General features: G+C 49.2%; 22 protein-coding genes. 9 read left to right on the top strand and 13 right to left on the bottom strand.

The genetic code is table 11. The features are described 5' to 3' along the window. Positions 1-41 precede the first annotated feature (41 nt). From NDA01_RS11000 to NDA01_RS10950, 11 genes are all read right to left on the bottom strand, one after another. Positions 42-878, bottom strand: a complete 837-nt coding sequence (locus NDA01_RS11000) for a glycosyltransferase family 2 protein (protein WP_348227972.1) — start codon at positions 876-878, stop codon at positions 42-44. 108 nt (positions 879-986) lie between these two features. Next, positions 987-2,003: a glycosyltransferase family 2 protein gene (locus NDA01_RS10995; protein ID WP_348227971.1), complete on the bottom strand. Its 1,017-nt coding sequence runs from the start codon at positions 2,001-2,003 to the stop codon at positions 987-989. Positions 2,004-2,092: 89 nt separating this feature from the next. Beyond that, entirely contained in the window at positions 2,093-3,061 is a 969-nt protein-coding gene (locus NDA01_RS10990) for a glycosyltransferase family 2 protein (RefSeq protein ID WP_348227970.1), read from the bottom strand. Between the two features lie 19 nt (positions 3,062-3,080). Continuing rightward, the gene (locus tag NDA01_RS10985) at positions 3,081-4,322 is read right to left on the bottom strand and encodes a glycosyltransferase (protein WP_348227969.1); all 1,242 of its coding nucleotides are present in this window, start codon (positions 4,320-4,322) and stop codon (positions 3,081-3,083) included. Positions 4,323-4,372: 50 nt separating this feature from the next. Then, positions 4,373-5,356 carry a glycosyltransferase family 2 protein gene (locus NDA01_RS10980; RefSeq protein WP_348227968.1) on the bottom strand — a complete coding sequence of 328 codons (984 nt, stop codon included), beginning with the start codon at positions 5,354-5,356 and terminating at the stop codon, positions 4,373-4,375. Between the two features lie 71 nt (positions 5,357-5,427). Then, on the bottom strand, positions 5,428-6,675 hold the full coding sequence (locus NDA01_RS10975; protein WP_348227967.1) for a glycosyltransferase family 4 protein: 1,248 nt from the start codon (positions 6,673-6,675) through the stop codon (positions 5,428-5,430). Positions 6,676-6,716: 41 nt separating this feature from the next. Next, positions 6,717-8,570, bottom strand: a complete 1,854-nt coding sequence (gene hepA / locus NDA01_RS10970; protein WP_348227966.1) for a heterocyst formation ABC transporter subunit HepA — start codon at positions 8,568-8,570, stop codon at positions 6,717-6,719. 131 nt (positions 8,571-8,701) lie between these two features. Beyond that, positions 8,702-9,616, bottom strand: coding sequence for a heterocyst development glycosyltransferase HepC (gene hepC / locus NDA01_RS10965; RefSeq protein ID WP_190439556.1), 915 nt, complete (start codon positions 9,614-9,616; stop codon positions 8,702-8,704). A 107-nt stretch (positions 9,617-9,723) separates the two neighbouring features. Then, a complete protein-coding gene (locus NDA01_RS10960; protein WP_348227965.1) occupies positions 9,724-11,922 on the bottom strand; it encodes a GumC family protein in 2,199 nt (732 codons plus the stop codon). A 43-nt stretch (positions 11,923-11,965) separates the two neighbouring features. Continuing rightward, a complete protein-coding gene (locus NDA01_RS10955) occupies positions 11,966-13,048 on the bottom strand; it encodes a glycosyltransferase (protein WP_348227964.1) in 1,083 nt (360 codons plus the stop codon). 110 nt (positions 13,049-13,158) lie between these two features. Next, positions 13,159-13,392: a hypothetical protein gene (locus NDA01_RS10950; RefSeq protein WP_190439566.1), complete on the bottom strand. Its 234-nt coding sequence runs from the start codon at positions 13,390-13,392 to the stop codon at positions 13,159-13,161. Positions 13,393-14,610: 1,218 nt separating this feature from the next. On the opposite strand from NDA01_RS10950, the gene NDA01_RS10945 reads away from it, so the two are divergent. Together NDA01_RS10945 and NDA01_RS10940 are read left to right on the top strand one after the other, a co-directional pair. Then, entirely contained in the window at positions 14,611-15,006 is a 396-nt protein-coding gene (locus tag NDA01_RS10945; protein WP_431193382.1) for a phosphomannose isomerase type II C-terminal cupin domain, read from the top strand. Positions 15,007-15,116: 110 nt separating this feature from the next. Next, positions 15,117-16,643, top strand: a complete 1,527-nt coding sequence (locus NDA01_RS10940) for a protein kinase domain-containing protein (protein ID WP_348227963.1) — start codon at positions 15,117-15,119, stop codon at positions 16,641-16,643. A 54-nt stretch (positions 16,644-16,697) separates the two neighbouring features. Here the strand turns inward: NDA01_RS10940 and NDA01_RS10935 are convergent, their stop codons facing one another. Next, on the bottom strand, positions 16,698-17,258 hold the full coding sequence (locus tag NDA01_RS10935; protein ID WP_348227962.1) for a pentapeptide repeat-containing protein: 561 nt from the start codon (positions 17,256-17,258) through the stop codon (positions 16,698-16,700). 442 nt (positions 17,259-17,700) lie between these two features. On the opposite strand from NDA01_RS10935, the gene NDA01_RS10930 reads away from it, so the two are divergent. The 6 genes from NDA01_RS10930 (at position 17,701) to NDA01_RS10905 (ending at position 22,546) form a co-directional block, all read left to right on the top strand. Next, positions 17,701-18,981, top strand: a complete 1,281-nt coding sequence (locus NDA01_RS10930) for a pentapeptide repeat-containing protein (RefSeq protein WP_348227961.1) — start codon at positions 17,701-17,703, stop codon at positions 18,979-18,981. Positions 18,982-19,041: 60 nt separating this feature from the next. Further along, on the top strand, positions 19,042-19,536 hold the full coding sequence (locus tag NDA01_RS10925; RefSeq protein ID WP_348227960.1) for a hypothetical protein: 495 nt from the start codon (positions 19,042-19,044) through the stop codon (positions 19,534-19,536). Positions 19,537-19,599: 63 nt separating this feature from the next. After that, positions 19,600-20,205: a L,D-transpeptidase gene (locus NDA01_RS10920; RefSeq protein WP_348227959.1), complete on the top strand. Its 606-nt coding sequence runs from the start codon at positions 19,600-19,602 to the stop codon at positions 20,203-20,205. 108 nt (positions 20,206-20,313) lie between these two features. Continuing rightward, a complete protein-coding gene (locus tag NDA01_RS10915; RefSeq protein WP_348227958.1) occupies positions 20,314-21,363 on the top strand; it encodes a PRC-barrel domain-containing protein in 1,050 nt (349 codons plus the stop codon). Positions 21,364-21,447: 84 nt separating this feature from the next. Next, positions 21,448-22,224 (top strand): DUF559 domain-containing protein, encoded by a 777-nt coding sequence (locus NDA01_RS10910; protein WP_348227957.1) that lies wholly within the window; start codon positions 21,448-21,450, stop codon positions 22,222-22,224. Positions 22,225-22,348: 124 nt separating this feature from the next. Continuing rightward, positions 22,349-22,546, top strand: coding sequence for a hypothetical protein (locus NDA01_RS10905; RefSeq protein ID WP_190552285.1), 198 nt, complete (start codon positions 22,349-22,351; stop codon positions 22,544-22,546). Positions 22,547-22,647: 101 nt separating this feature from the next. On the opposite strand, the gene NDA01_RS10900 is transcribed toward NDA01_RS10905, so the two are convergent. Continuing rightward, positions 22,648-23,379 (bottom strand): hypothetical protein, encoded by a 732-nt coding sequence (locus NDA01_RS10900; protein WP_348227956.1) that lies wholly within the window; start codon positions 23,377-23,379, stop codon positions 22,648-22,650. 382 nt (positions 23,380-23,761) lie between these two features. On the opposite strand from NDA01_RS10900, the gene NDA01_RS10895 reads away from it, so the two are divergent. Then, on the top strand, positions 23,762-26,065 hold the full coding sequence (locus NDA01_RS10895; RefSeq protein ID WP_348227955.1) for a Tex family protein: 2,304 nt from the start codon (positions 23,762-23,764) through the stop codon (positions 26,063-26,065). The last annotated feature ends 2 nt before the right edge of the window (positions 26,066-26,067 follow it).

Here is a 26,067-nt window from a genome sequence, read left to right as displayed (position 1 = left end):
GAGCTTGTGAAGTAGTTAATAACTAAAAAGGTACGAAAAACTTAAGCTTGAACTTGATGAGTCGGTGTCACAGGCAAGCCAAATTCTTTTGGTTCTGGTTGAGTCTCCCCTTTAGCTCGCCAATCAATTTCATAGAGCTTGATTTCCTTGAGAAAAATGTAATAACTCCACAAACTAGCTAATGTAAAACCTGCTAAACCTTGGCGATACATGCCATACCAAAGATATTGCTGCAAAAACTTTGCAGGTGGCTTTAATAGCAATCTAATTAAACTAAATTTATTGCCTAACAAATGAGCTTGGTTAGCATCCAAATCAGTATATTTATTAAATCGAATTACTAGATCACTCATATCTCGAAATCCTTGATGCCATAAAGTTCCTGGCAACAACGTCACAGGGTCGTCTTTGACATCAGGCCCTTCATGAACGAGCACATCTTTAATTCGACATTGAGTTTTGTCATACAAGCGCACATGGGCTTCGGCTCGGCTATCCAACCATTTGCCAAAAAAGTCTCCAACCCGTTTCACAGAGAGAGCTTTAGTGGTTGGCTCCAAACCCGTTTTCCAAGCTGAAATTGCGATCGCTAACTCCGTATCTACCACCTCATCAGCATCTAGAAAAAAGATCCAATCATGCTTTGCTTGGTCTGCCCCAAAATTGCGTTGCTTGGAGTATCCTGGCCAAGGATTAGTATAAACCTTACAACCCAGGCTCTCAGAAATTTGCACTGTAGCATCTTGACTGCCACCATCAACCACAACAATCTCATCCGCAAAAGGTAAGCAAGATTGAATGGCATTAGCAATACATTCTTCCTCATTTTGGGCAATGATAACTGTTGAGATTGAGCGAATTAAGGCGGCTTGAATCATTTCTCTTTTCCTCTAAAGGTCTATTATTTAATAATTAAAAATTCAATAGATTTTCAAGTTTTCAGGATTTTAAGACAACCATCTTCAGGAACAGAACAGATAGTTAACCTACAAATGATTGGAATGCTCGGCAAAAACATTTCGCATTTGCAAAAAAGGACTTGCTAACGACTGAGGAATAAAGCTTAAAGCTAAAGCCACCATCGTCCGAAGATTCAATTTTTGGTATTGGAGCGATCGCAAGAGATAGGGCCGAGCCGCGATCGCTTGATTTGCCCGCAACAATCCAATCCCCAAAGTCGTATTAGCATAGGCCCATTCCCGCTCAAAGTATTTTCGTAGCTTCGGAGTCGGAGCATCAGCCATAAAGCTTTCATAGCAAGCAATTCCTGCCTTACCTTTACGAATTTTGGCTTGAGCGTTGCGATTCCCGCTGGTCATGTTTTCCGACTGAGCGTGGATGCGGTAGCAAGCTAAGCGCTCTGGGCAGTAGTAAGCTCCCTGACCAGAACGACAAGCCAGATAGCTAATGTAGTAGTCCCAAAATACGCCTGCTTCCTGTAAGCGCTCCCAAGCCACAGCCTCACAGCGAATTAAGGCCGCAGAAGCTGCAAATACCGAGCGATCGATTAAACCCAGTTCCCAAAAAGGTCGATAAATACCCGCCTGCAATTGATGCCGCTTTTCTCGGCAAGATTGTTTCTCTGTAGCTGGAGCGTCGATCGCGCCTTCCGAGTTGATGATGAAGTAGTCACAGAATGCTAGAGCTAAATCTGGGTTAGCTTCCAACGGTGGTACCAGTTTCTCTAGGAAATCTGGACACCAAAGATCATCATCATTCAGGCTTGCTACATATTTACCTTGAGCCTCTTTGAAGGCGTAGGTTGCATTCAAGCCAATGCCTAAGTTAGTCGGATTGCGGCGCAAGCGAATCCGCCCATCTTGAAAAGCATCAATAATCGGTTGGGGATGCTCTGGGCTACAGTCATCTGAAACGATGATTTCAAGATTGGTGTAAGTTTGCTGAACGACACTTGCGATCGCCTGCTTTAAATAACCGGGGCGATTGTAGGTCGGAATAATCACACTGACGAGAGGCCCCTGATGCTTGGTCTCTGCGGTCATAATCTGTTTCCCCAATCCTCACAAAGTTCCATCATTCATTGCTGCCAAAGCCTAGGCTCACTAAATTAACCAGGAAATTAACTAGGAAATTAACCAGGCACTTCTTGTTTCAGCCAGGGCTTCTGCTTGCGGAGAGTGTGCAACAGGTTTCTCAGCTTTTGGTAGCCTTGCGGACCTAACCAACGCATGGCGGTAATAATCAGACCCAAGCGCAGATAGCTTTTGGTGGAACGAAGTTGGGGATAGTAGGTCAAAGCCTGTCGCCGCAAGCTTAAAGCAGTGTCATAATCTTTCGCCAGCAAAGGCTTCCAAGCGACCGACAGATGAGCCCGTCCATAGGCTCGATTTTTCAAATACTGGAGTTCTGGGGCGGCAGAGGCAAAGGTTTTGTCGATTACCTTCAAACGATGATGTAAATGCCGCTGCAAGTTATTGGATTTGCTGTTGGCATGCTGGCGATAAAACACCAACGGCTCCTTTACCACAGCAAAGTGATAGCGAGCGGCAATGCGAATCCACATATCCCAGTCTTCCGCCGATCGCAGTGTTTGGTCAAAAACTCCCACCGTTTCAAAGCAGCTACGCCGCACCATCGGAGAACTGCCACAAAAGATCTGATTTTCTTCGGCGATCGCTTGCCAAATCTCCCCCTCGGCATCTGACATTAACACTTGGTCGGTTAAGTTGCCCGCCGCATCCATATTCACCACCCAAGTATTGACCAAGCCAACGGCTGGATCTGCCCCCAAACACCGCACCTGTTTTTCTAGCTTGGTCGGTGCCCACAAGTCATCGGCATCTAGAAAAGCAATATATTCTCCCTGAGCTTCCGTAATGCCTCTATTTCGCGCTCCCGCTGACCCTTGATTTTCTTGGGTAATCAGCCTGATGCGGGGATCAGTTAATGCAGATACCCATTCCACAGTACGATCGGAACTGCCATCATCTACGATTAACAGTTCAAAGTCTGGATAAGTTTGCTCTAGGACACTCGCCACCGTATCGGGCAGGTAGGCGATCGCGTTGTACGTGGGAATCACGACAGAAACTTGGGGCATAGGTCATCCTCTGAATTTACTAACAGGGTTGAAGCAACAGTTGCTGGTAAATTTCCACCAATCGGTCATTCAACTGGTTGATGTTGTAGTGAGTTTCTACATAAGAACGACCTGCGTGCCCCATTTGAGGCCAAATTTCTGGCTGCTCAATTAAGTAGCTGAGCTTGCTAGCCAGAGTATCAGCATCCCGCTCAGGCACTAAAAAACCAGAACTGCCATGTTCGATCAGCTCTGGAATGCCGCTGTGGAATGTGCTAATTACAGGTAATCCCATTGCCATCGCTTCCATCAAAGCCACAGGAATTCCTTCTTGATCGCCGTCTTGGCTGGTGACACTCGGCGCTAGCAAAATGTGAGCTTGGTTCAAAATCTCAAGTACTTCTTGGTCTTGTTTCCAGCCCAGCAGCTTCACATGTTTCTGCACACCCAAGTTTTGAATCAAGTCAGATAAAGCGTCTCGCAGTGGTCCATCCCCAACTACGTGATACTCCAGGTTTGGGTACGTTTCGGCTAGTTGAGCCACGGCTCGAATGCTGTACTCAATTCCTTTTTTCTCCACTAAGCGGGCGATCGTGACTAACCGAATGCTGCCATCGGCATCGGGTTGGCGCGGTGCAAAGGTAAATTTCTGGCAGTCAATGCCCATCCGGTGAACCATAATTTTTTGCTCATCACAACCCAATTCAATCAAGCGTTGCTGCCACCGCTGACTGATGGGCAGAAACAGGTTGCCCATGCGAAATAGAGGGTCGTAGAGGCGATCGCCAAACAGCTTCAAGCTGGTCGTAATATCGAAGCCATGAAAGGTAGTGATTAGTTTCCCTCTGAGGGCACCAATATCTTTAAGAAAGGCACTTTGCAACCCACTCCAACCAAAGTGGCAATGAATAATGTCATAGGCAGGCCGCTCTTTGAGTAAGGGAAGGGTGGGGTAGAGCAATCGGAAAGAGGCCGCTTCTTTGCCGTACTTCAACACATTGAGCGATCGCCCCAGCAGCACTGGATCTTTGAAGCCATGCCTCAACAGCAACCCAGTCCCTTTGACCCATCGCCAGATTTGATTATCAGGGATAGGGGGCCAATAGTGAGTATGGCGCAGCAAATCGTACTTCTCGACATCTGGATGGTTTTTAGGCTGCTTTTGCCCGACGTTGGCATAAATATCGACTTGATGTCCTCGGTCAATTAATCCTGTAATTTGGCTCAGGATAAAAGTTTGAGATAGAGAGGGAAATTCCCCGACGACAAAAGCAATTTTCATGACTCAATTTCATCCCTAGCGACTCGTCTCACACCGCAAAGTTTTTGAGTTTACGATCGCACCAAGCTTTTGACCTGCCGCAGCCGATCTCGTAGACCAGGCGAGTCCATCAACCAGAGATGCACCTGGAGTTTGAGGTAGTCTCCCAAGAAATTCTGTGCCACTGGATAATCTTGCAAAAGCTGTTCTGCGGTGACGCGATCGCCTGCCCGAATGCAACGCTCGGCAGCAATGACCGCTAAATAAGTCAAATAACGCTCCAAAGCTGAGTGATATTCAGGCGGACAATCCATCCGTAAAGGTTGAGGGTCGGTCAGCATCGGCCAAGGCGGCACTATCTTTCTCGCACTATAAGCCGAGATCTCAGATGCTTCGGTATGCCACCAAAAGAGAGGCGTGGGATTGCGATAGATTTTGTAGTTCAGGGCAATTTGCACCCACAGATACACATCCTCGCCATAGTTGCAGCCGTTCTTGGTATAAAAGCCGCCAAAACGCTTTAACACTTGTCGCCGACAGACAATCGCGCCCGGATGAAAGAAGTCTATGACTTGCTTGGTTGACTGACCATCCAGGTTGATCGGCATCCGCCACTCCCCTTCTGTCACCCCAAACCGTTGGCACTCAGGCTCCCAACTGGTGCGATCGCTACCCAAGAAGCGGCCAAAGGCACTCATCGCACAATCGGGATGTGCTTGGAGTTGTTGCACAGACTCAGCTAAATACGTTGGCAGCCACTCGTCATCCGCATCCAAAAAAGCGATCAGGGAGACTCGACTTTCCCGAATTCCTCGATTGCGAGCCTCGCCTGGTCCTGCATTTGCCTGACGGATAAATTGCAGACGAGGATCTGTGTAGCTCTGGACAATTTCTGGCCCGTTGTCCGTGGAGCCATCATCCACCACGATGATTTCAAAATTTTGATGTGTTTGGGCCAAGATAGAATTTAATGCTCTAGCAATATATTGGCCCTTGTTATAGAGCGGAATAATGATCGAAACATCTGGGTTGCTGTGAGTTTCCACTAAATTCATCGGGTACCTCTGGGATTTAGACTTTGCAACTGGGGCTAGTTAGCGATCGCTTGCACACGATTGGGGGACTGCTACCGAGTCACTAATCCTGCCAGTGCTGTCGGATTCGTCACAACTTCGTTTTCCCAAGCTTGCAGGCTTTCGGGCGAGGGACCTAACCGCACCGGACCTGCCTCGGCTGCTTCTTGCAACACGGTTTCTACTTCAGCCACCATCCGCTCCACCGGAAAACGCTTCTCGACATAGGCGCGACACCGCTGGCCTAAAGTCGGATCTGTTTCTTGCCAATTCCTCAGAGACCGCAAGCGATCGCTCAACCCTGCCACATCTCCGACAGGAATCTGAAACTTTTCAAATTCATCTGCAAGCACATCTGGAATGCCACCGTATTTGAGGCCGAGGGCTGGAGTTCCACAGGCCATCGACTCGGCTAAGACTAACCCGAAGGTATCTGGCAATAAACTGGGCAACACCGAAACATCGGCAGCCCGGAATATTTCCGGGAGATCGGTGCGACGACCTAACCAATGCACACTGTCGCTGATACGCAGTTGGCTGCACAGGTCTTTGAGTTCCTGCACATACGCTGCTGCCGCTTCGGGTGAGGAATGAACCACAGGACTGCCGACAATCATCAACCGTGCTTGTCCAGGGGGCAATCCCAGTTGAGCAAAGGCTCGGATCAGCATTTCAATATTTTTGGGGCGATCGATACGACCTGCATAGAGCACCGTAAAAGCATCTAGAGGTACGTCTAGCCGCTGCCGAGTTTGCTGGCGATCGCCCTGCATCGAAAACCGTTTCAGGTCAATGCCGTTGTAAACAACCTGAAGCGTTTTGGGGTCAAATCCAGCTCGCAAGTAGCCTTGAAGCGTGGCCTGCGAAACCGTCATAAACCGGGTGACATGTTGCAACCCCCACTTAATCTGTGGCCGAAATGTTTTGTGGGGAAAGATATGTAGGTGACAGACCAGTGGCACACGCTTCAGCCGAGCCACAGCGCCCCCAAAAAAGGCTTCTCTCGTCTGATTAATATAGACAACATCGGGATTAATCTTGAGCGCTGGCAAGAGGGAGCCGAGCCAGGACAGCGACGAGAGGATGAGGTGACGTTTTCCGGTCGTATCAATCACGTAACGTCGTACCTTGGTCATCGACTTACAAAATTGCTGGTACTTGGGCAAAAAATCTCCATCTTCTCGATAGATCAGATGAATTTCATGTCCCCGCTGCGCTAAACCTGTACAAACTTCGAGCAAACACCATTCCTGTCCGCCTCGACGAGAAGAAGGTTCATTTTCTAAGACCAAAATTTTCATAGCAATCTCCTTGGCTTAACGGTTGCGACTCCTTATATGCTTCATCCAGCGGTTGAGCCAACTTCATGCTGCATTTGGTGATATTTCCACAGCTTGCCACCCTGAGCGAGCAACTCCTGATAGGTGCCCTGCTCAACAATTCGCCCTTGCTCTAACACCACTACCTTATCCGCTCGGACAATCGTGGAGAGTCGGTGCGCGATCGCAATCACTGTGCGACCTGTAGACAGTTTTTCTAAAGACTCCTGAATCAAACGTTCTGAAACCGAGTCCAGCGCACTCGTGGCTTCATCGAGAATCAGAACCTCTGGGTTGCGGAGGAGCGCCCGCGCGATCGCCAGTCGTTGTCGTTGACCCCCAGAGAGCCGCACCCCGCGATCGCCCAATTGGGTATCAAACCCTTCTGGCATTTCCTGAATGAACTCTAGAGCATTGGCAAATTTAGCGGCTTCCCAAATTGCGGCTTCATCCACCCCGTCTAAGCCGTAAGCAATGTTATTGCGCACAGAAGTATTAAAGATAAACGTATCTTGGCTCACTACTGCCATGCGGCGACGGACCGAGTTGACGTCGAACTCGCGCAGATCTACGCCGTCCATCAACACTTTGCCTTGAGTCGGGTCGTAGAAGCGGGGAATCAAATCAACCAATGTGGTTTTTCCGGCGCCTGATGCCCCCACTAAAGCGGTCATTTGGCCGCGATTAATCGTGAGAGTAACATTTTGCAGCACCAAGTGAATTGGGTCATAACCAAAGTCAACGGAGACCAATTCGATCGCTTTTTTGACTCCAGTAAACTCTCGAACTCCATTGGGTAAATATGGTTTATTATCAGTGCGCAGAAGCTCTTTAATATTGTCTACTGAGCCGCGAAAGCTACTAATTAATGCGCGGTTGCCATTAATTTCGTGAACTGCGGGTACTAGCCGAAACAAGATAAATAGAAATGTGAGCAACGAAGCGGTTTGCATCGTGCCATTGGCGACAAACACAGTCAGTGCCACAATGATCATGCCGATCAAAATAGTGGTCGCTAATCCTTCTGCTAGAGGACGCACGATCGCCCAGCCAACGACTGCATTGGTTCCTGCTTCCACAATGTCATCGCTGGCTTTATAGAACCGTCGGCGCTCGAAATCCTGTGTCGCAAAAGATTGGACGGTACGAATTCCATTAATGAATTCCATTGCGATCGAAGCAAACCGACCATTGGCTTGCGACACCGGAAAACTTGCTTCTCGCACTTGCTTATTGAGCGTGGATAACCCTACCCCTAGCAGGACAAATAGCATCACCGAACTAATCGATAGCTGCCAGGAGATGCTAAATATAATCGCCACATAGACTAAAAGGGTCAAGCCTTTAGTCATAATGAAAGCGCTTAAATTAAAAACTTGCCTCAGTCGCCCGATTTCACTAGTGATGCTATTCAGCAGTTCACCCGATTGAGATTTACTAAAGTAACTCAGGCTCAAGGATTGCCATTGCTCAAAAATTCGCTTGTGTAAGCGATTCACCAAGTGCATTTGGGCTTTTTCGGTATACACATAAGTCAGGTAGTTAAATCCTGCTCGCAACCAAGTTGATAGCAAAATTAAGCCAGAGACCCTAAACAAACGGCTGGTTTCTGATGTGTTAATACCTAAAATCCAAAGATCAAACCAACGAATTCCGGTTTGAAAAGGTTCAGCACTAGGGTTGACCAAGTTTTGTAAGAACGCCAACAAAAACCCTAATCCGAATCCCTCAAATGCTGCCGCTAGAAGCGAGAAAACCACAGCCAATATTGCGATTTTTGGAAAATACTGAAACTCTCGTAGAATCAGGTCGTTATCTTTCCAAAAACTTGTCGCTTTTAGCAACTGACGGAGAAACGCTGGAAGCTTGAACTGCATTATGTTTCTAGTGGGGTAAGAGTTGTCACGCTTCAGGAAAGGTCCTTGATAACCTCTCCTCCAACCCCTCTCCTACAGGAGAGGGGTGTTGAAGACGGGATAATGTGGGGATGGCATATCATCCAACGACCTTAGTAGGCACCGAAACCAGTTAGAACCTTAGGCACTGTGAGCAGAAGAATTTTTAAGTCCTGCCAAAGTGACCAGTGACGGAGATATTTCAAATCAGAGCGGTTGACTGTATCAATGTCTCGCATATTGGAACGAGCCATCACCTGCCACGGTCCGGTAATTCCGGGGAGCGCATTCAGTCGCTGCCTAACTTCGGGGCTGATCCGGACTGCGTCATACAGCGCCCAAGGACGAGGACCAACAAAACTCATCTCTCCGCGCAGCACATTAAATAGTTGGGGTAGCTCATCCAGACTGTACTTGCGTAACCAACGACCATTAGGAGTGACGCGGGGATCGTTCTCATGTTTGTGCAAGCCTGGCTGATGACCCATCACTTGGTGGTGCAGTTGCTCGGCATTCGCGCTCATGGTGCGGAACTTATAGATCCGGAACAAACGACCTCGTTCGCCCACCCGCCACTGGCAGAAAAGAATCGGGCCAGGAGATTGCAAACGTACCAGTAAGGCGATCGCGAGGAACACAGGACTGAGGAGGAGAATGGCGATCGCGGCGGCAACTCGGTCCAGCAGACGCTTGATCCGCCAACTCCTGCCAGATTGCTTCTTCGGTAATTCTGAGGTGTTGGGAATAGTTAGGAACAAAGACTTACCTGCTTGCTCACAGGCATCCGCCCAGAACCGGAGCTTTTCTTCTCCTACATCCGGAGCAAGACTGATCAGGCGAATGGGCGATCGCTTGAGGCAGGCGATTAGCCAACGCTGGCTTTCTAGAGAGGGTAGGTGGTTGCTAGCGCTGTTGGGAGCGCGGCGGACTACTAGATGTTTTTGCCGCCATTTCAGTTCGTACTTAAAAGAGCGATCGCTCTTGGGGAGAGCCTTGACAGAATTTGTAGGGATTGAAAGTAGATTCATAGCGATTCAGAGGGATAAGGTGACTCGGATGAAATTCAATCGGTAACCAATTTCGACATCTGAAGTTGATAGATTCAAAGATTCAATCCACGGCAACACGCAGATTACTAGGCAGACCGGGCGTAGGGTAGATAGTTATTCGCTGGCATTTCAGCGCCATTGGCAATTACGCCAACCATGTTGAGTTTGCTCAGCATGTTGGTGGCTTGAGTTAGCTCGCTACGGGTCACTTGTCCCATCCGTCCCACCATCAACACCCCACTACAGAAGGACGCTGTGAGAATGGCATCGACAATGCCCAAAACTGGCGGAGCATCCAGTAAGACGAGGTCGTAGGATTCCTCAAAAGTAGAGATCAGCTCTGCCATGCGGCGCGAACTCAGGAGCTTGGCGGGATCAGCGGGCGTGGGGCCAGCCGTCAAGATGGAAATGTTGCTATAGGCGATCGCTGGCTGAATATAACTGTGCTCCTCTGTAATCGGGCGATCGCTGGCCAGCAAGGTAGACAGTCCTTGCTCATTGGGCAGGTTTAGTTGCTTGTGCAAACTGGGACGGCGGAGATCCGCATCAATTAGCAGCACCCGCTGGTGCAAGCGAGCCGCACTCATCGCCAACCCTAAAGCCAGAGTCGATTTACCTTCACCCGATAGAGCGGAGGTAACTACCAAGGAGCTAAAAGGGAAGGTGGAGTTGAGTAGCTGAATGTTTTTGTAAATTAGGTCCAGCGATTCCCGGAAGGGAGGCCAATCTACAACTTGAAGCGTGGCAGGAGCCAAAGCGGGAGTTTTGCGGAAGGATAAGTTGAGCATTGGCTCGCTAAAGCCAGAGCGGGGCACCGCTGGGATCAAGCCCAGTAAAGGTACTGCCACTTGTTTCTCCAGTTCATCGGAGCTGTGAACCGCATCATCAATGCCCTCCCGGACAAAGGCGGCGACACTGCCCAGAATCAAGCCTGCTACCGCTCCTAGAAGTAAGTTTTGCTTCAGGCTCGGGCCAATTTGGGTTCCTAGTTGAGCCGCTTCTACCACTTGCCAGTCAAAGCCACCCCGCGCAATTTCCAGCGCTAGTTCTTGCTTCGCCTTCAGCAACTGTTGCAGTGTTTCCCGACCCACTTCCACATTCGGTTGTAGCCGCCCATATTCCGCTAGCAAGCGGGGAAAGCGCTTAAGTTCTGCCGTTAATTGCTGTTCCGTTTGACTCAAGCTTTGCCCTCGAGCCTGTAAAGCTCTGGTATTGACCTGAGCCTCCACCAATTGAGTAATCAGCGTTAAGTCTGTTGCGCCTAGTTGGCCTGCTTTGAGTAAGTCGTTCCCTGAGGCGTTAAATTGCGCGGGAACGGTTCCTAAAACACGGCTGACCTCGGCCCGCAATAACCCAAGTTGTCGTTGCCGCTGCTCTAGCAAAGACTTAATGTGGGGGTCAAAATCCTTAAAGCGGAGCCGTTGCTGCTCTAGGGTCAATTCACTTTTTTGCAGCTCGTTTAGTAAGGTTTGGTAGCGTGACGATTGGCTCAAGCGAGATGCAACCAAGGCTTCTTGGGGCGATCGCTTGACTTGCTGTTGCAAAGCCACATAACGAGCCTGCATATCCTTGAGCTGCGCCTGATTAGTGCGTTGTTCTTGCCGCACACTATTCAGCGCATCAAACAAAGCTTTCGATTGAGCTTCGGGATCAATTAGGTTTTGGCGATCGCGGAACTTCTCCAGCGCATCTTCCGCTTGATTAACCTGCCGTTGGACCTTCGGCACTTGGTCAGTAATAAAAGACAAACCTTTGGATAAGCGCTGCTGTTGCTGCTCCCGGTTGTAGTCTTGGTAAACCTTTTGAATGGCTTGCAAAACCTTTTTGGTTTTCTCTGGATCAGAATCGGTATAGACCGCCTGAAACACCTTGGTTTTGACTTTGTCCTCCATCAGCTGAGTCAAGACCAACGATTTTTGAATCTCCGCCACCGTAATCTCTGGGTATTGCGGCTTCAGAATCTTGACCGCCCGTTGCAAGAGATGAGAGCTCCGCATCAGAGTCAGTTGTGTGGCATTGTCCACCTCAACCGTAGCGTCCGCGAAGGGAACTTCTGTACTGCCGTTTTCTCCTTTTTTGCTTTGGTAGTTGGATTCCACCAGCAATTGCATGGAGCTTTGGTAAATAGGCTCAGCTAGAAATGTGAGGACCGCAGCGATCGATACAACGCCACTAAATACACCCAAGAGCCAGAAGCGTCGCCGCATCAGAACTGCAAACAGTTGTCCATATCCTGGATCTGTATCAGCAGCCTCTATGAGCTTGCTTTCAGTTAGGTCTACCATCCCTCACCTCGGAAACAGTTCAACAATCAAATCATCCGCAATCTTAGTAACAAGCCTGCTCCATCACCTGATCGACTTGGTCAAAGAAGGCCTCTTCCGAAAAACGGCTCATGGCATGTTGGCGAATTTTGCCATAATCCCAAGTCATATCTGAGGCTGCAAATAAAGCAGTTTGCAGCGCTTCTGGTGTTTGCCGATTGAAAAAGACACCCGTTTTTCCCGGCACTTGGGTATCTAGCACTCCCCCAGCTCCATAAGAGATGACTGGAGTGCCGCTAGCGTTGGCTTCTACAGGTACCAAACCGTAGTCTTCTAGAGCTGCTACTACTACTGAGCGGGCTTGAGCCATCAGTTGAGTGCGTTTGGCATCACTGACATGACCAAGAAACCGAATATTGCTTAAGGCTTGAGCTTCTAAGCGCGATCGCTCTGGCCCATCACCTGTAATCAGCAAGGGCCATCCCAGCCAGTTAAACGCCTCAATAATCACATCCATCCGCTTATAACTAATCAACCGAGCCGAAGCTAGATAAAAGTCTGCTTTGTGGTCAGCAAACAGAAATTTACTGCTGTCAATCGGATAATTAATCACTAAAGCTGGCTTGCCATAGATTTGTTGAATGCGCTTTGCTACCACACTAGAATTGGCAATATATAGATCAGGTTCCTGAGCATATTGCAAATCCAAATTTCGCATCTGGTGGAAAACATTTTCCAGCAGGGGATAGAACCTGTGATAGGTGCCATACTCCCGCAAATAAGTCTGGGTATCCCAAAGAAAGCGCGTCACATTGTGGCAAAAACAAACATGACGTGATCCCGGGCCTTTTTTAACTGCTTTAGCAAAGCTAGTACTACTGCTAATGATTAAGTCATAGTCCCGTAAATCCAGCGATCGAAATGCTGGAAAATAGAACGGTGCCATCAATCGAAAGTATTTGCTAGCTCCTGGAATGCGCTGAAGTAAAGTTGTGTTGACAAAGCGATCGCCTAGGTCAATTGTTCGTTTAGGATCGTAGAGAGAGGTAAAAATATCGGCCTTAGGATATCGCTTGCAAAGCAGTTCAAAGACTCGCTCTGCACCACCTCGTTGCGTTAAATAGTCATGAACTAAAGCAACTCTCATGGCTAACCAAGAATCATGGATTACGGTTTTACCCGGAAGCCAGCCTTTAAACTAGATAGTTTTCAACTCTTATGTTGCGTCTAGTTAAGGCTAGTAAAAACATTCCAGGGCTAGAGGGAGATGGGAATCATTTCTACCTTTAGTGAGATATTTGATGTCTGTAGCAATCGATGCCAAATCCACTCTGGGCCTTTAGAAATACACCCAGGGCAGAGATCGCCACAGTTCTTTCCGCCTTCATTGCAAACGATGACTCTTGCTTCTTGCAACTCAAATTCTTGATTGCATAATAGGCAAGCTTGGTCTGTCAAGGAAGTGTTGTTACACTCAATTTGTAATTGCATAAACAATCCTCCTTGGCCTTAGCCAATCTGGTGTTTAAAACTCACTTGAAGCACGAATCAATAACTGATCAATATGCTCAGTTAAAATCCAACAATTGCAAGTAACAAAGCCTACAAAATTTGCTTAACCTAGGCTTTATTTGCAGTGTAGTTTAAGCAGGACAAAATCTTTGTAGTCCACCCTACCTAAGAACCTCAAGATAGCCTTAGAAACTGAACTAAAGGATATTAAGAAATAGGGTAGCAAGCTCAAAAAATCAGGTTCTTAGTTCCACAATTGACATATCTCCTAGCTCAATTACCTCTAGTAATGAAGAAACTGATCGACCGATTGAGTTTGGTTTATAGAGGTAGAGCAACTTCTGTAGCATTGGTTCTAAACGAGATCTAGTGACGGGACTGACTCACTGGATACTCTTGCCATGCACTGGAGGGAACAAACATAAAAGGGAACTAAAGTGTGTACGTTCAACGGTAGATGGCTTACGGGTGCTGATACAAAGCCATACACTTGGCACGTACCCTGTACTGCTAACGAGCGCAGCTTCTACGAACGATACGGAGTTTTTTAAGCGATCATCATCACCCTATAGAGTGATGTTGCTTTACATAACTAAATCTATCTACAGAGGGAGGCCAAGTTTGTCAACTCGCAAAACTCAGAAGTAGATGGCGATCGCACCTTTCCTAGCGGCAACCTTTCCTAGTTCTCTAACGTCTACCTCGTTCAGTGCCTAACTGCATTTCCTAAAGCGCTTAGCTAACCAGGATTGCAGTAGTTAATCTATTCGACACCTCAAAGACTGACAGGGATAGGGTTTAGGAAGGGAGAACAAATGCTGAATCGAAATAATTGTCGAGTTTAGGGTTATATTTTTCTGTGTTTCACCCTAATTTTTTAAGTATTTAATTTCCAGATTTGTCTTTTGAGTCTTGGTTTGTTAATGGCAAACCTCCCTGTCTGACCACAATACAGCTACAAAGTTCAACACCAGATTCAATGTCAGACTCGATGCTAGAGATGAGCGCATGACATCAATTAGGATGACAACCCTCAGTAAACATTTGCTATGGTGTCCTCCAGAGTCAAAAGAGGTTTGTAAGGCAGTGCGATCGCTGGCTCAAACCCTCTAGATTTTTCGTTTTGAAGTAATTCCAGGGAGGAAAACTTTGGCTAAACCTCGAGAAATGACTCAAGTAACCTCACATCCTGCATCGATGGCTACATCCAGTCCTGTCGCGTCTAGTATCGCCGCCACCGAGCTACGTCCTTGGGGATCTTTCACCATTCTCGAAGAAGGCAGAGGCTACAAGATTAAGCGCATTGAGGTCAAACCAGGTCATCGCCTCAGTCTGCAAATGCACCATCATCGCAGCGAACATTGGATTGTGCTCTCGGGTACAGCGCGGGTGCTTTGTGATGGCCAAGAATTAACCTTGTACAACAATCAATCTACTTATGTGCCTCAATGCACCCAACATCGGCTGGAAAACCCCGGCGTAATTCCGCTGGTCTTGATTGAAGTGCAAAACGGTGATTATTTGGGAGAAGACGACATTGTGCGGTTCCAGGATGATTACAATCGTCAGCCCAATTCGTCAGCCGCTTCTTAGCATTTTGAGGTCAGGTTAAATTTCCCAGATCCGAGCAACGACTTGTGTAAGATGACAATAAGATTTCTAATCTGACACAGACTCGCTGGCTGGGAAAGCACGCTCAATCAATGCCTCACTCCTCACCCATTCATCCGGACCTGATTCTAGACAAGCGGTACAAAATTGTTCGCATGTTGGGCCAAGGGGGCTTCGGACGTGTTTATTTGGCTGAAAACCTCAACCGCTTTCATGAATATTGTGTCTTGAAGGAATTTGCTCCCCAAGTTAAAGGGACAGCAGTTCTGCAAAGGGCGGCTGAGCTGTTTCAACGAGAAGCGGGGGTGCTCTACCAACTGCACCATCCCCAAATCCCGGAATTTCGCGAGTTAATTCAGACCCATTTAAATGGAGAAGATTATCTTTTCCTGGTTCAACAGTATATTGAAGGCCCGACTTACTGGGAACTGCTAGAGCAAGGACAAAAGTTTAGTGAACCGGATGCCCTGGGCCTTTTGCTCGATTTATTGCCTGTGCTGGAATACATTCACGCTCAAGGCGTAATTCATCGTGATATTTCTCCAGACAATCTAATTCAGCAACGATTTACAGGTAAGCCAGTTCTAATAGATTTTGGCGGTGTGAAACAGGTAGCGGCGACCGCAGTGCGCCAGTTGACCCAACAGCCCATCCCCACACAGCTAGAGAAACCAGGTTACACCCCGATTGAGCAGCGATATGGCAAAGCTTCCGCAGCTAGTGATCTGTATGCTTTAGCCGTAACCATTTTGGTATTACTTACTGGCAAGAATCCGGCTGATTTATATGATGCTCATCAACGTACTTGGTGCTGGCAGCAAACCTTAAAGCTGAACTCTCAATTTGCTGCTGTATTGGAAAAGATGTTAGCGGAGCGCGAGTGCGATCGCTACACCTCCACCCAAGAAGTCAGACAAGCTCTCCAGCCTCTAGTGCGATCGCACCCGGTGTCTCAAGCTCAGACATTAGCAGTTGCCAGAGCCGCTCAACCTGCTCAACCTGCTCAGCCTGCGGCTCCCGCTAGACAACCGAAAGCCAAGTCTAGTGTCTCTAGGGCAAAAACTTGGGTGGTTGCTCCGATCGCTCGGCAACCAGTCGCACCAACTCCTCCGCCAGCGCCTCCCGCCCCTGCTCCGGTCAGCCCTGCACCGAGTTCGGTTCAACCACCGAAGCGGTCATTTTTGGGTTTTTTGGGCAATCTGGTTTCCTGGCTCGTGATTAAACCCATCTATTATTTATTACTCAAACCCATTTGGTACCTAGTCAAAAAACTGCTGATTTTAGGGATCAGTGTTTTGGTGTTCGTAGGGGTGAGTTATTGGTTTGGCCCTGCTCTGTTGGCTTGGCTAAAAGACTCGATCATCCCCAGTTCCCGAGTTGCCGATTCCGTTGCAGGCTCCAGTTGCCAAGAGCAGGTGTTGAAACGTTATGAAGCCCTCAACCTGCCTACAGGCTCTTTCTATCCACAAGTGAATGAGAAATTCTACGCTCAGCACCCAGAACTGAAAGGACGCACCTTAACGAGCAAGCCAGAAGACGCGCCCTTACGACAGGATTGGTGCCAAATTGCCGATGAAGTTTTGGACCAAACAGAGAGATCGCAACAGAAGCTGAAGTAATAGAGTTAGGAGAATTGCGATCGCCAACACTTCCTCGACTCACCTAACCCCTGCCTAGCTGATTAGGGTACTATCTCCACTCTCTAGAACGGTGTCTTCTAGTTTGGCATCCTCCAGTTTGGCTCCAGCTAGATTGACATCCTCTAGATTGGCTCCTTCTAGATTGGCGCGTTCCAGTGCCGCTTTGCTTAAATTGGCTTGATGTAGATTCGCCACCTCTAAATCGGCTCCAGTCAAATTGGCTGCTTCTAAATCTGCCTCACTTAAGTCTGCTTCACTGAGGACTGCCCCCGCTAAGTTAGCAGCTTTCAGATCAGCTTGATCTAAAATCGCGCTGTCGAGAATCGCTCCTTCTAAAATTGCTTCATCGAGCACAGCATCACTCAAATCCGCACCACTGAGGTCAGCTTGAGTCAAATCTGCACCCTTGAGGGCAGCTCCGCTCAATGTTGCTTGGCTGAGGTTGGCCCGCCGCAAGTTAGCTCCATCCAGCATAGCTCCATGCAAAATGGCTCCACTCAAATTAATTCCTTCCAGAACAGCTCCTCTGAGGTCAATGATGCTAAAGTCTCGCTCTCCAGCACTGTAGCGTTGCACAAGTTCTTCCACATTCATCTGTGATCACTCCAGATTGATTAAACCAACGGTTAAATGACTCGCTGGCAGATTGCCTGAGCCAGCAATACAACAAAAGTAAGTGACCCGAAGTGCCCAAACGCCTGTCTAGAGGCACACCTTAGCAGATGGTGGTTCTCATTTCTGCCTGTGACCTAGAGGAGAGTGAGCCGAGGGCATTTGCTATTACTGAGCTAGGAAGAATATTCGTTGTGCCAGTTTAGACGGTGGAATAAGGGAGCAACCACGAAAGTCTACTGATGGCTTAACCTAATGCAAGCGATTTTGCAGAGTGGCGATCGCTGGATTTAGACCAATCATGTTGGGAACCATTCACCCTGTTCAGACAACATTCTCAAGGGAGATGACAAGCTATATCATTTTTACTGATGCTAGTTATGCTCCCACGTCCCGATGTAGTTTGTGCGAGTAGGAGTTCTCCATGATAGAAACAGAGCACGAATTTCTGAGTCTGCTGGAACAAGGAGCAGACTCTTGGAATTCCTGGAGAGAGGAACACCGTACGATCAAACCAGACCTCAGTAGAGCTTATCTGTTTGAGGCGAACTTAGCAGGGGCGAATCTGAGTGGTGTAGATTTGAGTCGCGCTTGCTTAATTGGCGCTAATTTGACAGGCGCAGATCTCTCAGGTGCCGATCTGCAAGGAGCTTATGCCAGTAGCGCCAAGTTGAACCAAGCTAATCTCAGTCAGGCAAACTTAGAAGGTGCTGATCTCAGTCAAGCCAATTTAAATCACGCCAACCTGACAGAGGCGATCGCGACATCTACGAATTTCAATTTGGCTGCACTAACGGGAGCTTGCCTTGAAGGTTGGCAGATTAATAACGCCACACAATTAGAAGACATCACTTGTAAATATGTTTACTTGCAAAGGGAGCAACAGCAACGACAACCTGCCAAGGGAAAGTTCAAGCCAGATGAGTTGAGCCAACTCGTGCAGGCAGTTCCCCAAAGCGTGCGTCCGGGGCAGGTATCTCAGCTCTCAACGACGGCGATCGCCCTGGGTAGCGCCACTACAAACACTGCTGTTTTAACTCGGGCAGACAACTTGGCCGCCCAATCTCCTCATCCCAGTCAAACCATCCCTGCTTTTACTCCACCACAGGAGCGTAAGTGGCGCTTAATTGCGGCAGGAGTATTGATTGGTATCAGCCTAACCGCAGTTGCCAGCACCGTGATCCTCCGCTTGACCCAAGCTGAAGCGCCTACGGCACAAACGGATACAGCTCAGCGATCGCCAGTCACCGTTGCCAGTTTGCCCGCTTTACCTTGCCAAGAACCACCGCCCCCTGCTTTGCCCAATCGTGCTCCTGACTACGAATACCAAACGGGGACGCAATATTTTGGCCCTCTAGCGAATGGCGAACCTACGGATGGGCGTGGCACGATGGCCTATAGCAGTGGGAATCGTTATGACGGTGAATATCGCAACGGCAAACGTAATGGCTGCGGCACCTTCACCTTTGCCAATGGCAGAAGCTATGTCGGGCAATTTCAGGACGACTGGTTTCAGGGTCAAGGTCTTTGGACTCTGGAGAATGGCGATCGCTATGTCGGAGAGTTTCGCCAAAATAAATGCAACGGACGCGGAACATTCATCTTTGCGGATGGTTCATCTCAATCTGGCACTTGGCAGAATGGTAGCTTGGTAGGCACTAATCTCTCTTGCGATCGCACACCCCTAGAAATGCCTCGCTCTTGAGAAAAGTATCTCCACCTCGCATCCATTAGAAAAAGCCCCAATTTTCAGGAGGACACATCCATGAGTCAGCAGTCATCCCACATCTTTCAGTGGCTCTGTGGTTCCGTCGTTTCGCTATCTGTGGTGAGTTTAGCGCTTGCGGCTCCTCTATCCGCTCAAGCTCAAGATGCACCGCCCCCCACTCCCGCTTCTGAATCTCCTGCTTCACCCAGGCCCAGTGCTACCCCAGAACCTACACCCGCTCCAGAAGCCAGCCCCACCTCTCAGCCCACTAATACCTCTCAGCCCGCCACAACACCGCCAGGATCTTTCGTCGTGCCAGCGATCGAGGAACCCGTTCCTACCCCTACTCCTGCCGCAGAAACATCTCCGACTTCAGAGCCTGTGACTTCTCCCCAAGCACCCTCGAATATTGATGCTGCCCCGGTAGAAGAGAACGCAACACCAACGGATACTCCGACTGCCGCCCCAGAAGCAGAGCCAACTCAGCCAACTCAGGGCTCCGGAAGCACCCCAGCTCCGATCACTGATCCAAATCCTGCCGCTCTCTGGTAATTCCATTGCAGCAGCAGTAATTCCATCTCACTAGAATCTCGACCGTTAGGACAAAGCGTAGCCGTGTTTCCAGACCGTTCTCTGTGGGTTTGTTTTGGGGCAGCCATTTGCTTGAGTGCTGTTGCTACTCCAGTAGTTGCCCAAGTTGCCCAAGTTGCCCAAACGAACCTCAACCGTAATCAAGCGCCAGCTCCTATGCCAGAGCTAAAAACCAAGGCTCTGACTCCCTATATTCCAGAGTTGCCTCCGATTCGTCCGATTCTGCCAGATGTGACGACGCAAGAAACTCGATTGGTGCTGAAGCTGAAGCAACGCCGCCTCTACGTCTACCAAGGCAAGCAACTCAAAGTCAGCTATCCGGTTGCAGTCGGTCGCTCTGGATGGGAGACGCCCACAGGTCAATTTCGAGTCATGGGGATGGTACAAAATCCTGGATGGACCAATCCTTTTACTCGAAAAGTAATGCCTCCAGGTCCTGGCAATCCTTTGGGCGATCGCTGGATTGCTTTTTGGACCGATGGTCGTAACTCGATTGGCTTTCATGGCACCCCCGATCGCGACTCTGTCGGTCAGGCGGCTTCGCATGGTTGTGTGCGGATGTTGAATGAAGACATTCGTGAATTGTATGAGATCGCGGTGTTGGGGACTCCCGTCAGGGTCGAGCTTTAAAGGGAGCGGAGTTGGGGGCCTAGGAGCGATCGCTGAGGGAAGTTCTGGATCTCACAATGCCTAGGATAGACTTGAAAGGTAAGGACATCACTTCACCTTAAGGTTTTCATGACGGCTGAAGCAGACGTTGTTAAGCAAAGCGACTTGCTCAATCAATTAGTCCTCGATCGCAACAACATGGAAGAGTTGGGGCGAGTCGATATGCTGTGGATGTATCCCGCAGCCCATCGCGTCCTCGGCTTTATTTGCAAGTCAGGCTTTTTAGGCGCAAAAAAGATTGTCTTTAAGCTGCCACAAATTCAGACACTCGGTACCAATAGCATTCTGGTGCATTCCCAACCAGAGGAAACCGACGGCGAAAAAGTGAAGCAGCTAGATTCATTGCTCAATTGCGAAGTCTGGAGCGACGCTGGTAACAAAGTTGGCCGCATCACCGATTACCGCTTCCAACTGAAAACCGGAGAAATCACGCAATATTTGTTTGTCTCTAGTGGCTGGAGTGGTATCACGGGAGATATCTATCAACTGCCTCCAAGCCGCATCATCAGCTTTGGGCGTAAGCGGGTGCTGGTGCCAGAAGCGGCAGTGAAATCGTTTGAACTCTATCGCCCTGGCATTAAACAAACGCTAAGCAAAGCCCGAAACATCCTCAAAGACGACTATATCTCGCTAGTGAAGCAAGCCCAAAGCCTGACAGAGCAAGCCAAAGAACGGGCACAGGCGATCGCGGAACAAGCCAAAGAGACAGCCCAGACCTTCACAGAACAACTTAAAGAAGAAACCCAAACCTTCACGGAGCAAGCGAAAACCACCAGTCAGACCGTGGCAGAGCAGGTGAAGGAGCGCACCCAAACGGTAGTAGATCAGGCAAATACAGGTTTTCAGAGCCATTATCAGCCCAGTCAAGCGCCAACCACCCCAGAACCATCCGTCAGCAAACCTGCCGTCTCTCCTCCGCCTCCTGCCTCAACTCCTCAGCCTCAAGCAACAGCAACAACGCATACCTTCGCCGATGAGGAAGATGATCCCTGGGACTTCCTAGAAGAGGATGAGCCTTTCACTCCCACTCCCAGCTATCCAGAGACCTTCAGAAAAGCGGACACTAATCCCAAGGCCAAGACAGAGACAGAGGACGACGATGACGAACCTTGGATCTAAGCTAGAAATTTAGCTCAACGCATGAACTGATGCTTTGGGATGCGATCGCTGCACAAGTAAAGAATAATTTGCCATGATCGCAGTATGGAGCGATTTCCTACTGTTTTAATTCCTTCCGCGATCGCCGCTGCTGAATCTCCATTGCAAGTTCAAGCAGCTTTGCAGCAAACTTTGCCGCCGATGGGAGTGCATATGAAGGCTCCCAAAGGTCATTCTGAAAGCCAGTTTGAGCATGATCTGTGGCGCTACTTTCCAGGCAAAATCCAGATGGGACTGCTGGTGAGTAACCCAGCGTGTAAGCAGCCCTATGTGCCAGACTTCGCTTACATTGATCAATCACTCAATTTACATATTGATCTTGAGATTGACGAGCCTTACGCTTACGGCACCCAGAAACCGATCCACTATCTCGGTTCTGCCAAAGACCAACAGCGAAATCAATATTTCCTAGACCAAGGCTGGCTGATCATCCGCTTCAGCGAAGAACAAGTGGTGCGATCGCCTGCGAGTTGTTGCAAAGCTGTAGCCAGCACGATCGCCACCCTGCTCGGAGATAGCGCCATGCTGCATCCGTTCCGGCAAGTGGCCACGCTAAAGCCCCAGAAACGCTGGACTCAAGCAGAAGCCCAAGGTATGGCCGAACAAGTTTACCGAGAGAAATATTTAGTCGCGCAGCCTCCACCTCAGCCTGCAAAGAATTCTCAGTTGCGCCAACGACAAAACCAAGCATCTCGCCCTAGCACCCGTTTAATCTCCGCTAATTTCACGTTCTACTGCCCAGAGTGCGGCGATGGCCCGATTCGCTGGCAAGGTCACTATGTCAGTTGCCCCACCTGCCACTACGACGAATTTGTTTTCTAGCTAGCCTGCCACTTGCCATCCTTCGCCCCACCTCGGAGGTGAGGAGATCCGTCCAGCGTCCCTGGCAAAGTTTAGCCAACATGGAAGTTAGAGAGAAGTTAGAGACATATACGCGAGGTGAACTATGTTTCCTTTCTGGAGCAACAACTGGGGCAACGCCTGCTACGGTAACGAACCCATTTCTCGCAAAGCTCGACTAGAACGTAAACTCGGTTTCCTGCGATCGATGCGAGATGACTTAGAAACTAAGTTGGCAGGTCTCAACGCTGCGATCGACAACGTAGAGCGGCAGATTGGCCAAGACGATGTCCCTCAGGTCTAGATAGCGATCGCCTTCTAGAAGTGCTTGAGAGAGCCAAAAACAAACCCCAACCTTCTGGCTAGCTCAGTTGCTAAACGAAAGAGGTTGGGGTTTGTTTTTGCTTATGACGCTTTGTTGGAGGCAGCCGCATTGCGAGACAGGCTGTATTGTCCAGTTCTGCCGCGATACCACTTGTTCTCTTTCACGCCCGCTGAGAGCACATGCAAAATGCGATCGCGAGCTTTGTTGCGCACAGTCTGAGGCATTTCCTGCTCAAAGATGGCATCAACAATCGCGGGTACTTCGATAATGTCTTCGGGCTGGCGTTGCAGCACTACCGAGACGGCTTCAGGCAAAGGAGTTTTACCGAACTCCGACCGCACATATCGCTGCCAACCTTCTAGTTTTCTAGCTGGCTTAGCGCCACGCTTGGGTTTGTCAGGGTTAGCCCGCCGACCTCGACCGGATTTAGCAGGAGCGGGAGTTTCGGTTTCTGCTTCTACTTCTGGAGGAGACGCAGGTGTAGAAGGCTCAGGAGCCACCTCATCGGCTACAGGTGCAGTTTTAGCATCCTGAGCTTTACTCGCTCTAGGCTTTCTACCCGGTTTGCCAGGCTGCTTAGCAGGCGCAGCAGGTGCGGCAGGTGCAGCAGGCGCAGCAGGAGTTGAACCTGTATCTGCGGAGCTAAACATACCAATCACGCTTTTCAGGCTGTTGCGCTTTTCACGGACAGCCTCTAGCTGCACCAAGAGTGTAGCTTCCTGAGATGCCAAATCAGCATCTACGTCTAGGAGTTTAGTCAGAACGGAAGTAGATGTTTGTTCAGATGATGGAGAATCTGTCACCGGAGACATTCCTTTAGGTTACGCATGTTAGTGTTAATTCTAAAAGAGAGAATGAACTGTTCTATCATTTCAGACAAATGTTTTGCATAAAAATTCACATCTTTGTTGCACATAACCCCTCATATCTGCTTTTTTAGACATAAGTTGGCGATCGTTGACACGAATCTCAGTAATTTTACAGATCTAAGTAGAAAAGCTGAAATCCAGCTCTGAACGTTGATTGCTCGTCTGTGTCACTGCCAGATTTACGCTGGTTAATAGGGAAGGCGATCGCCTCCAGTACAGATTAATTAAGCCAGTAATTTTGGCTGAGTCATGCAGGTGGAGATAAGATGATCAAAACTGCTAAAACAGTTAACTCTGACGTTCCCACTCGACTCTTGCGATCGCGATGCTGAACATTCCTCAAATTCTGGCTGAAGAGCTAGACCTCAGACCCCACCAGGTTAAAAGCGCCTTAGAACTCTTTGCTGAAGGAGCTACCGTTCCCTTCATTGCCCGCTATCGCAAAGAGCGCACCGAGGAAATGAATGAGGTACAACTGCGAGATCTCTTCGATCGCTACACTTACCTCAGCGAGTTGGAAGAGCGCAAAGCTGCCATCTTAGAGGCGATCGCCGCTCAGGGAAAGCTGACCGAAGAATTGCAAGCTAAGATTGTCCCTTGTCTTCAGAAAAACGAATTAGAAGACCTCTATCTGCCCTACAAGCCCAAGCGTCGTACTAGAGCCACCATTGCCAGGGAAAAGGGACTGCAACCGCTAGCCGAGTTTATTCAAGCCTTGAACCGCCCTAGTGCGGCTCCTGCTGCCTTGGCGACAGAAGCCAGCAAATATCTCTCTGAGGAGCAGGGAGTGAAGACGGCCGAAGATGCTCTCCAGGGTGCCTCGGATATTTTGGCAGAGGGCATTGCTGAGCAAGCAGAGCTACGAGCCTATTTGCGAGACTACTTGATGGAGGCAGGCATCTTTATCTCCAAAATCAAGGCAGACTATGCCGAAGGTACGACCAAATTTGAGATGTACCGCAACTTCCAAGCCAAAGCTAAAGCGATCGCTCCCCATAATCTCTTAGCGCTCTATCGCGGCGAGGCAGAAGGGATTTTAGACTTTGACCTCACCTTCGATGAAACAGCAGTGCTCTCCTATTTGGAGTCGCAGACAATCCGCACCAAGACTCCAGCAGTGCGCGACTTCTACCGCACCATGATTAAAGATGCGTTTAATCGCTTGATGAAAACCTCTCTAATCAGTGAGGTGCGGGGCGATCGCAAAGCCTACGCTGATATGGAGTCGATCAAAACCTTTGAAACCAATCTGCGGGAGTTGTTGCTCTCCAGTCCCGCTGGCATGAAACCGACTCTGGCGATCGACCCTGGTTTCCGCACCGGATGCAAAGTCGCTGTCCTCGATCAAACAGCACAGTTTCTCGCCTATCAAGCCATCTTTCCTCACCAAGCAGCAGCACAACGCGCCCAAGCCGCTGCCACCCTCAAGCAGTTGATTGAGCGATATCAGGTTGAGTTGATTGCGATCGGCAATGGCACCGCTGGACGAGAAACGGATGAGTTCGTCACAGAAGTATTGGCAACCTTAGACCGCAAGCCAGTCAAGGTGATGGTGAACGAGTCGGGTGCTTCGATCTATTCGGCGAGTGAGGTAGCGATCGCAGAATTCCCCAATTTAGATATCACCGTGCGAGGCGCGATCAGCATTGGTCGGCGCTTGCAAGATCCTCTGGCGGAATTGGTGAAGATTGACCCCAAATCTATCGGGGTGGGGCAGTACCAACATGATGTGGATCAGAAGCTGCTAAAGAAGAAGTTAGACGAAACGGTAGAGAGTTGCGTCAACTATGTGGGCGTGGACCTCAACACCGCTTCTAAGGAACTGCTCACCTTTGTTTCTGGCATCACTCCCACGATCGCTAACAACATCGTCGCCTACCGTAACCAAAACGGTGCCTTCAAGAACCGCCGTTTACTCCTGAAAGTGCCAAAGCTCGGCCCTAAAGCTTTCGAGCAGGCCGCAGGCTTTTTACGCATTCGAGACGGCGAGAACCCCTTAGATAACACTGCTGTGCATCCAGAGAGTTATAAAGTCGTAGAAGCGATCGCCAAGGATTTGCAAGTACCTCTCACCCAGATCACTCAAGTTGCAGAACGGGTAAACTCTACCAGTCTGAAAAAATATGTAACTGAGACGGTGGGAGAACCGACGCTACGCGACATTATCAGTGAGTTAGAAAAACCAGGCCGTGACCCCCGTGCTGAGTTCAAATACGCCACCTTTAGAGAAGGCGTCAAAGAAATTTCAGACTTGCAAGTTGGTATGGAGTTAGAAGGTGTTGTGACCAATGTGGCTAACTTCGGAGCCTTTGTGGATGTTGGTGTGCATCAAGACGGCTTAGTCCACATCTCCCAACTTGCCGATCGCTTCGTCAGCGACCCCAAACAGATTGTGAAAGTGGGGCAAGTGGTGAAGGTACGAGTGATGGAAGTCAACGAAGCCCTCAAGCGGATCAGTTTAACCATGCGCTCTGGCCAAGAAGCTCCCAGACCCACCAGTCAGCCCAGTAAGGTGAATCAGGTGAGCAAACAACAAGTCGAGAAGCAGAGTGGAAAGCAAGGCGATCGCGCCAAAACCTCACCCGCCACGCTCAACGACCTCAAAGCCAAATTTGGTAAGAAGAAGTAGAG

The sequence above is a fragment of the Trichocoleus desertorum AS-A10 genome (assembly GCF_039962155.1).
GTDB lineage: Bacteria > Cyanobacteriota > Cyanobacteriia > FACHB-46 > FACHB-46 > Trichocoleus.
This window is presented reverse-complemented; position numbering and strand designations above follow the sequence as displayed.

Excerpts from the sequence above, each read along its gene's own strand:
- hepC (WP_190439556.1), bottom strand. The coding sequence starts at position 9,616 with ATGAATCTACTTTCAATCCCTACAAATTCTGTCAAGGCTCTCCCCAAG.
- NDA01_RS10955 (WP_348227964.1), bottom strand. The coding sequence starts at position 13,048 with ATGAGAGTTGCTTTAGTTCATGACTATTTAACGCAACGAGGTGGTGCA.
- NDA01_RS10910 (WP_348227957.1), top strand. The coding sequence starts at position 21,448 with ATGGAGCGATTTCCTACTGTTTTAATTCCTTCCGCGATCGCCGCTGCT.
- NDA01_RS10930 (WP_348227961.1), top strand. The coding sequence starts at position 17,701 with ATGATAGAAACAGAGCACGAATTTCTGAGTCTGCTGGAACAAGGAGCA.
- NDA01_RS10990 (WP_348227970.1), bottom strand. The coding sequence starts at position 3,061 with ATGCCCCAAGTTTCTGTCGTGATTCCCACGTACAACGCGATCGCCTAC.
- NDA01_RS10935 (WP_348227962.1), bottom strand. The coding sequence starts at position 17,258 with ATGAATGTGGAAGAACTTGTGCAACGCTACAGTGCTGGAGAGCGAGAC.
- NDA01_RS10995 (WP_348227971.1), bottom strand. The coding sequence starts at position 2,003 with ATGACCGCAGAGACCAAGCATCAGGGGCCTCTCGTCAGTGTGATTATT.
- NDA01_RS11000 (WP_348227972.1), bottom strand. The coding sequence starts at position 878 with ATGATTCAAGCCGCCTTAATTCGCTCAATCTCAACAGTTATCATTGCC.
- NDA01_RS10950 (WP_190439566.1), bottom strand. The coding sequence starts at position 13,392 with ATGCAATTACAAATTGAGTGTAACAACACTTCCTTGACAGACCAAGCT.
- NDA01_RS10975 (WP_348227967.1), bottom strand. The coding sequence starts at position 6,675 with ATGAAAATTTTGGTCTTAGAAAATGAACCTTCTTCTCGTCGAGGCGGA.
- NDA01_RS10960 (WP_348227965.1), bottom strand. The coding sequence starts at position 11,922 with ATGGTAGACCTAACTGAAAGCAAGCTCATAGAGGCTGCTGATACAGAT.
- NDA01_RS10900 (WP_348227956.1), bottom strand. The coding sequence starts at position 23,379 with ATGTCTCCGGTGACAGATTCTCCATCATCTGAACAAACATCTACTTCC.
- NDA01_RS10895 (WP_348227955.1), top strand. The coding sequence starts at position 23,762 with ATGCTGAACATTCCTCAAATTCTGGCTGAAGAGCTAGACCTCAGACCC.
- NDA01_RS10940 (WP_348227963.1), top strand. The coding sequence starts at position 15,117 with ATGCCTCACTCCTCACCCATTCATCCGGACCTGATTCTAGACAAGCGG.
- NDA01_RS10945 (WP_431193382.1), top strand. The coding sequence starts at position 14,611 with ATGGCTACATCCAGTCCTGTCGCGTCTAGTATCGCCGCCACCGAGCTA.
- NDA01_RS10925 (WP_348227960.1), top strand. The coding sequence starts at position 19,042 with ATGAGTCAGCAGTCATCCCACATCTTTCAGTGGCTCTGTGGTTCCGTC.
- NDA01_RS10915 (WP_348227958.1), top strand. The coding sequence starts at position 20,314 with ATGACGGCTGAAGCAGACGTTGTTAAGCAAAGCGACTTGCTCAATCAA.
- NDA01_RS10905 (WP_190552285.1), top strand. The coding sequence starts at position 22,349 with ATGTTTCCTTTCTGGAGCAACAACTGGGGCAACGCCTGCTACGGTAAC.
- NDA01_RS10980 (WP_348227968.1), bottom strand. The coding sequence starts at position 5,356 with ATGAATTTAGTGGAAACTCACAGCAACCCAGATGTTTCGATCATTATT.
- hepA (WP_348227966.1), bottom strand. The coding sequence starts at position 8,570 with ATGCAGTTCAAGCTTCCAGCGTTTCTCCGTCAGTTGCTAAAAGCGACA.
- NDA01_RS10985 (WP_348227969.1), bottom strand. The coding sequence starts at position 4,322 with ATGAAAATTGCTTTTGTCGTCGGGGAATTTCCCTCTCTATCTCAAACT.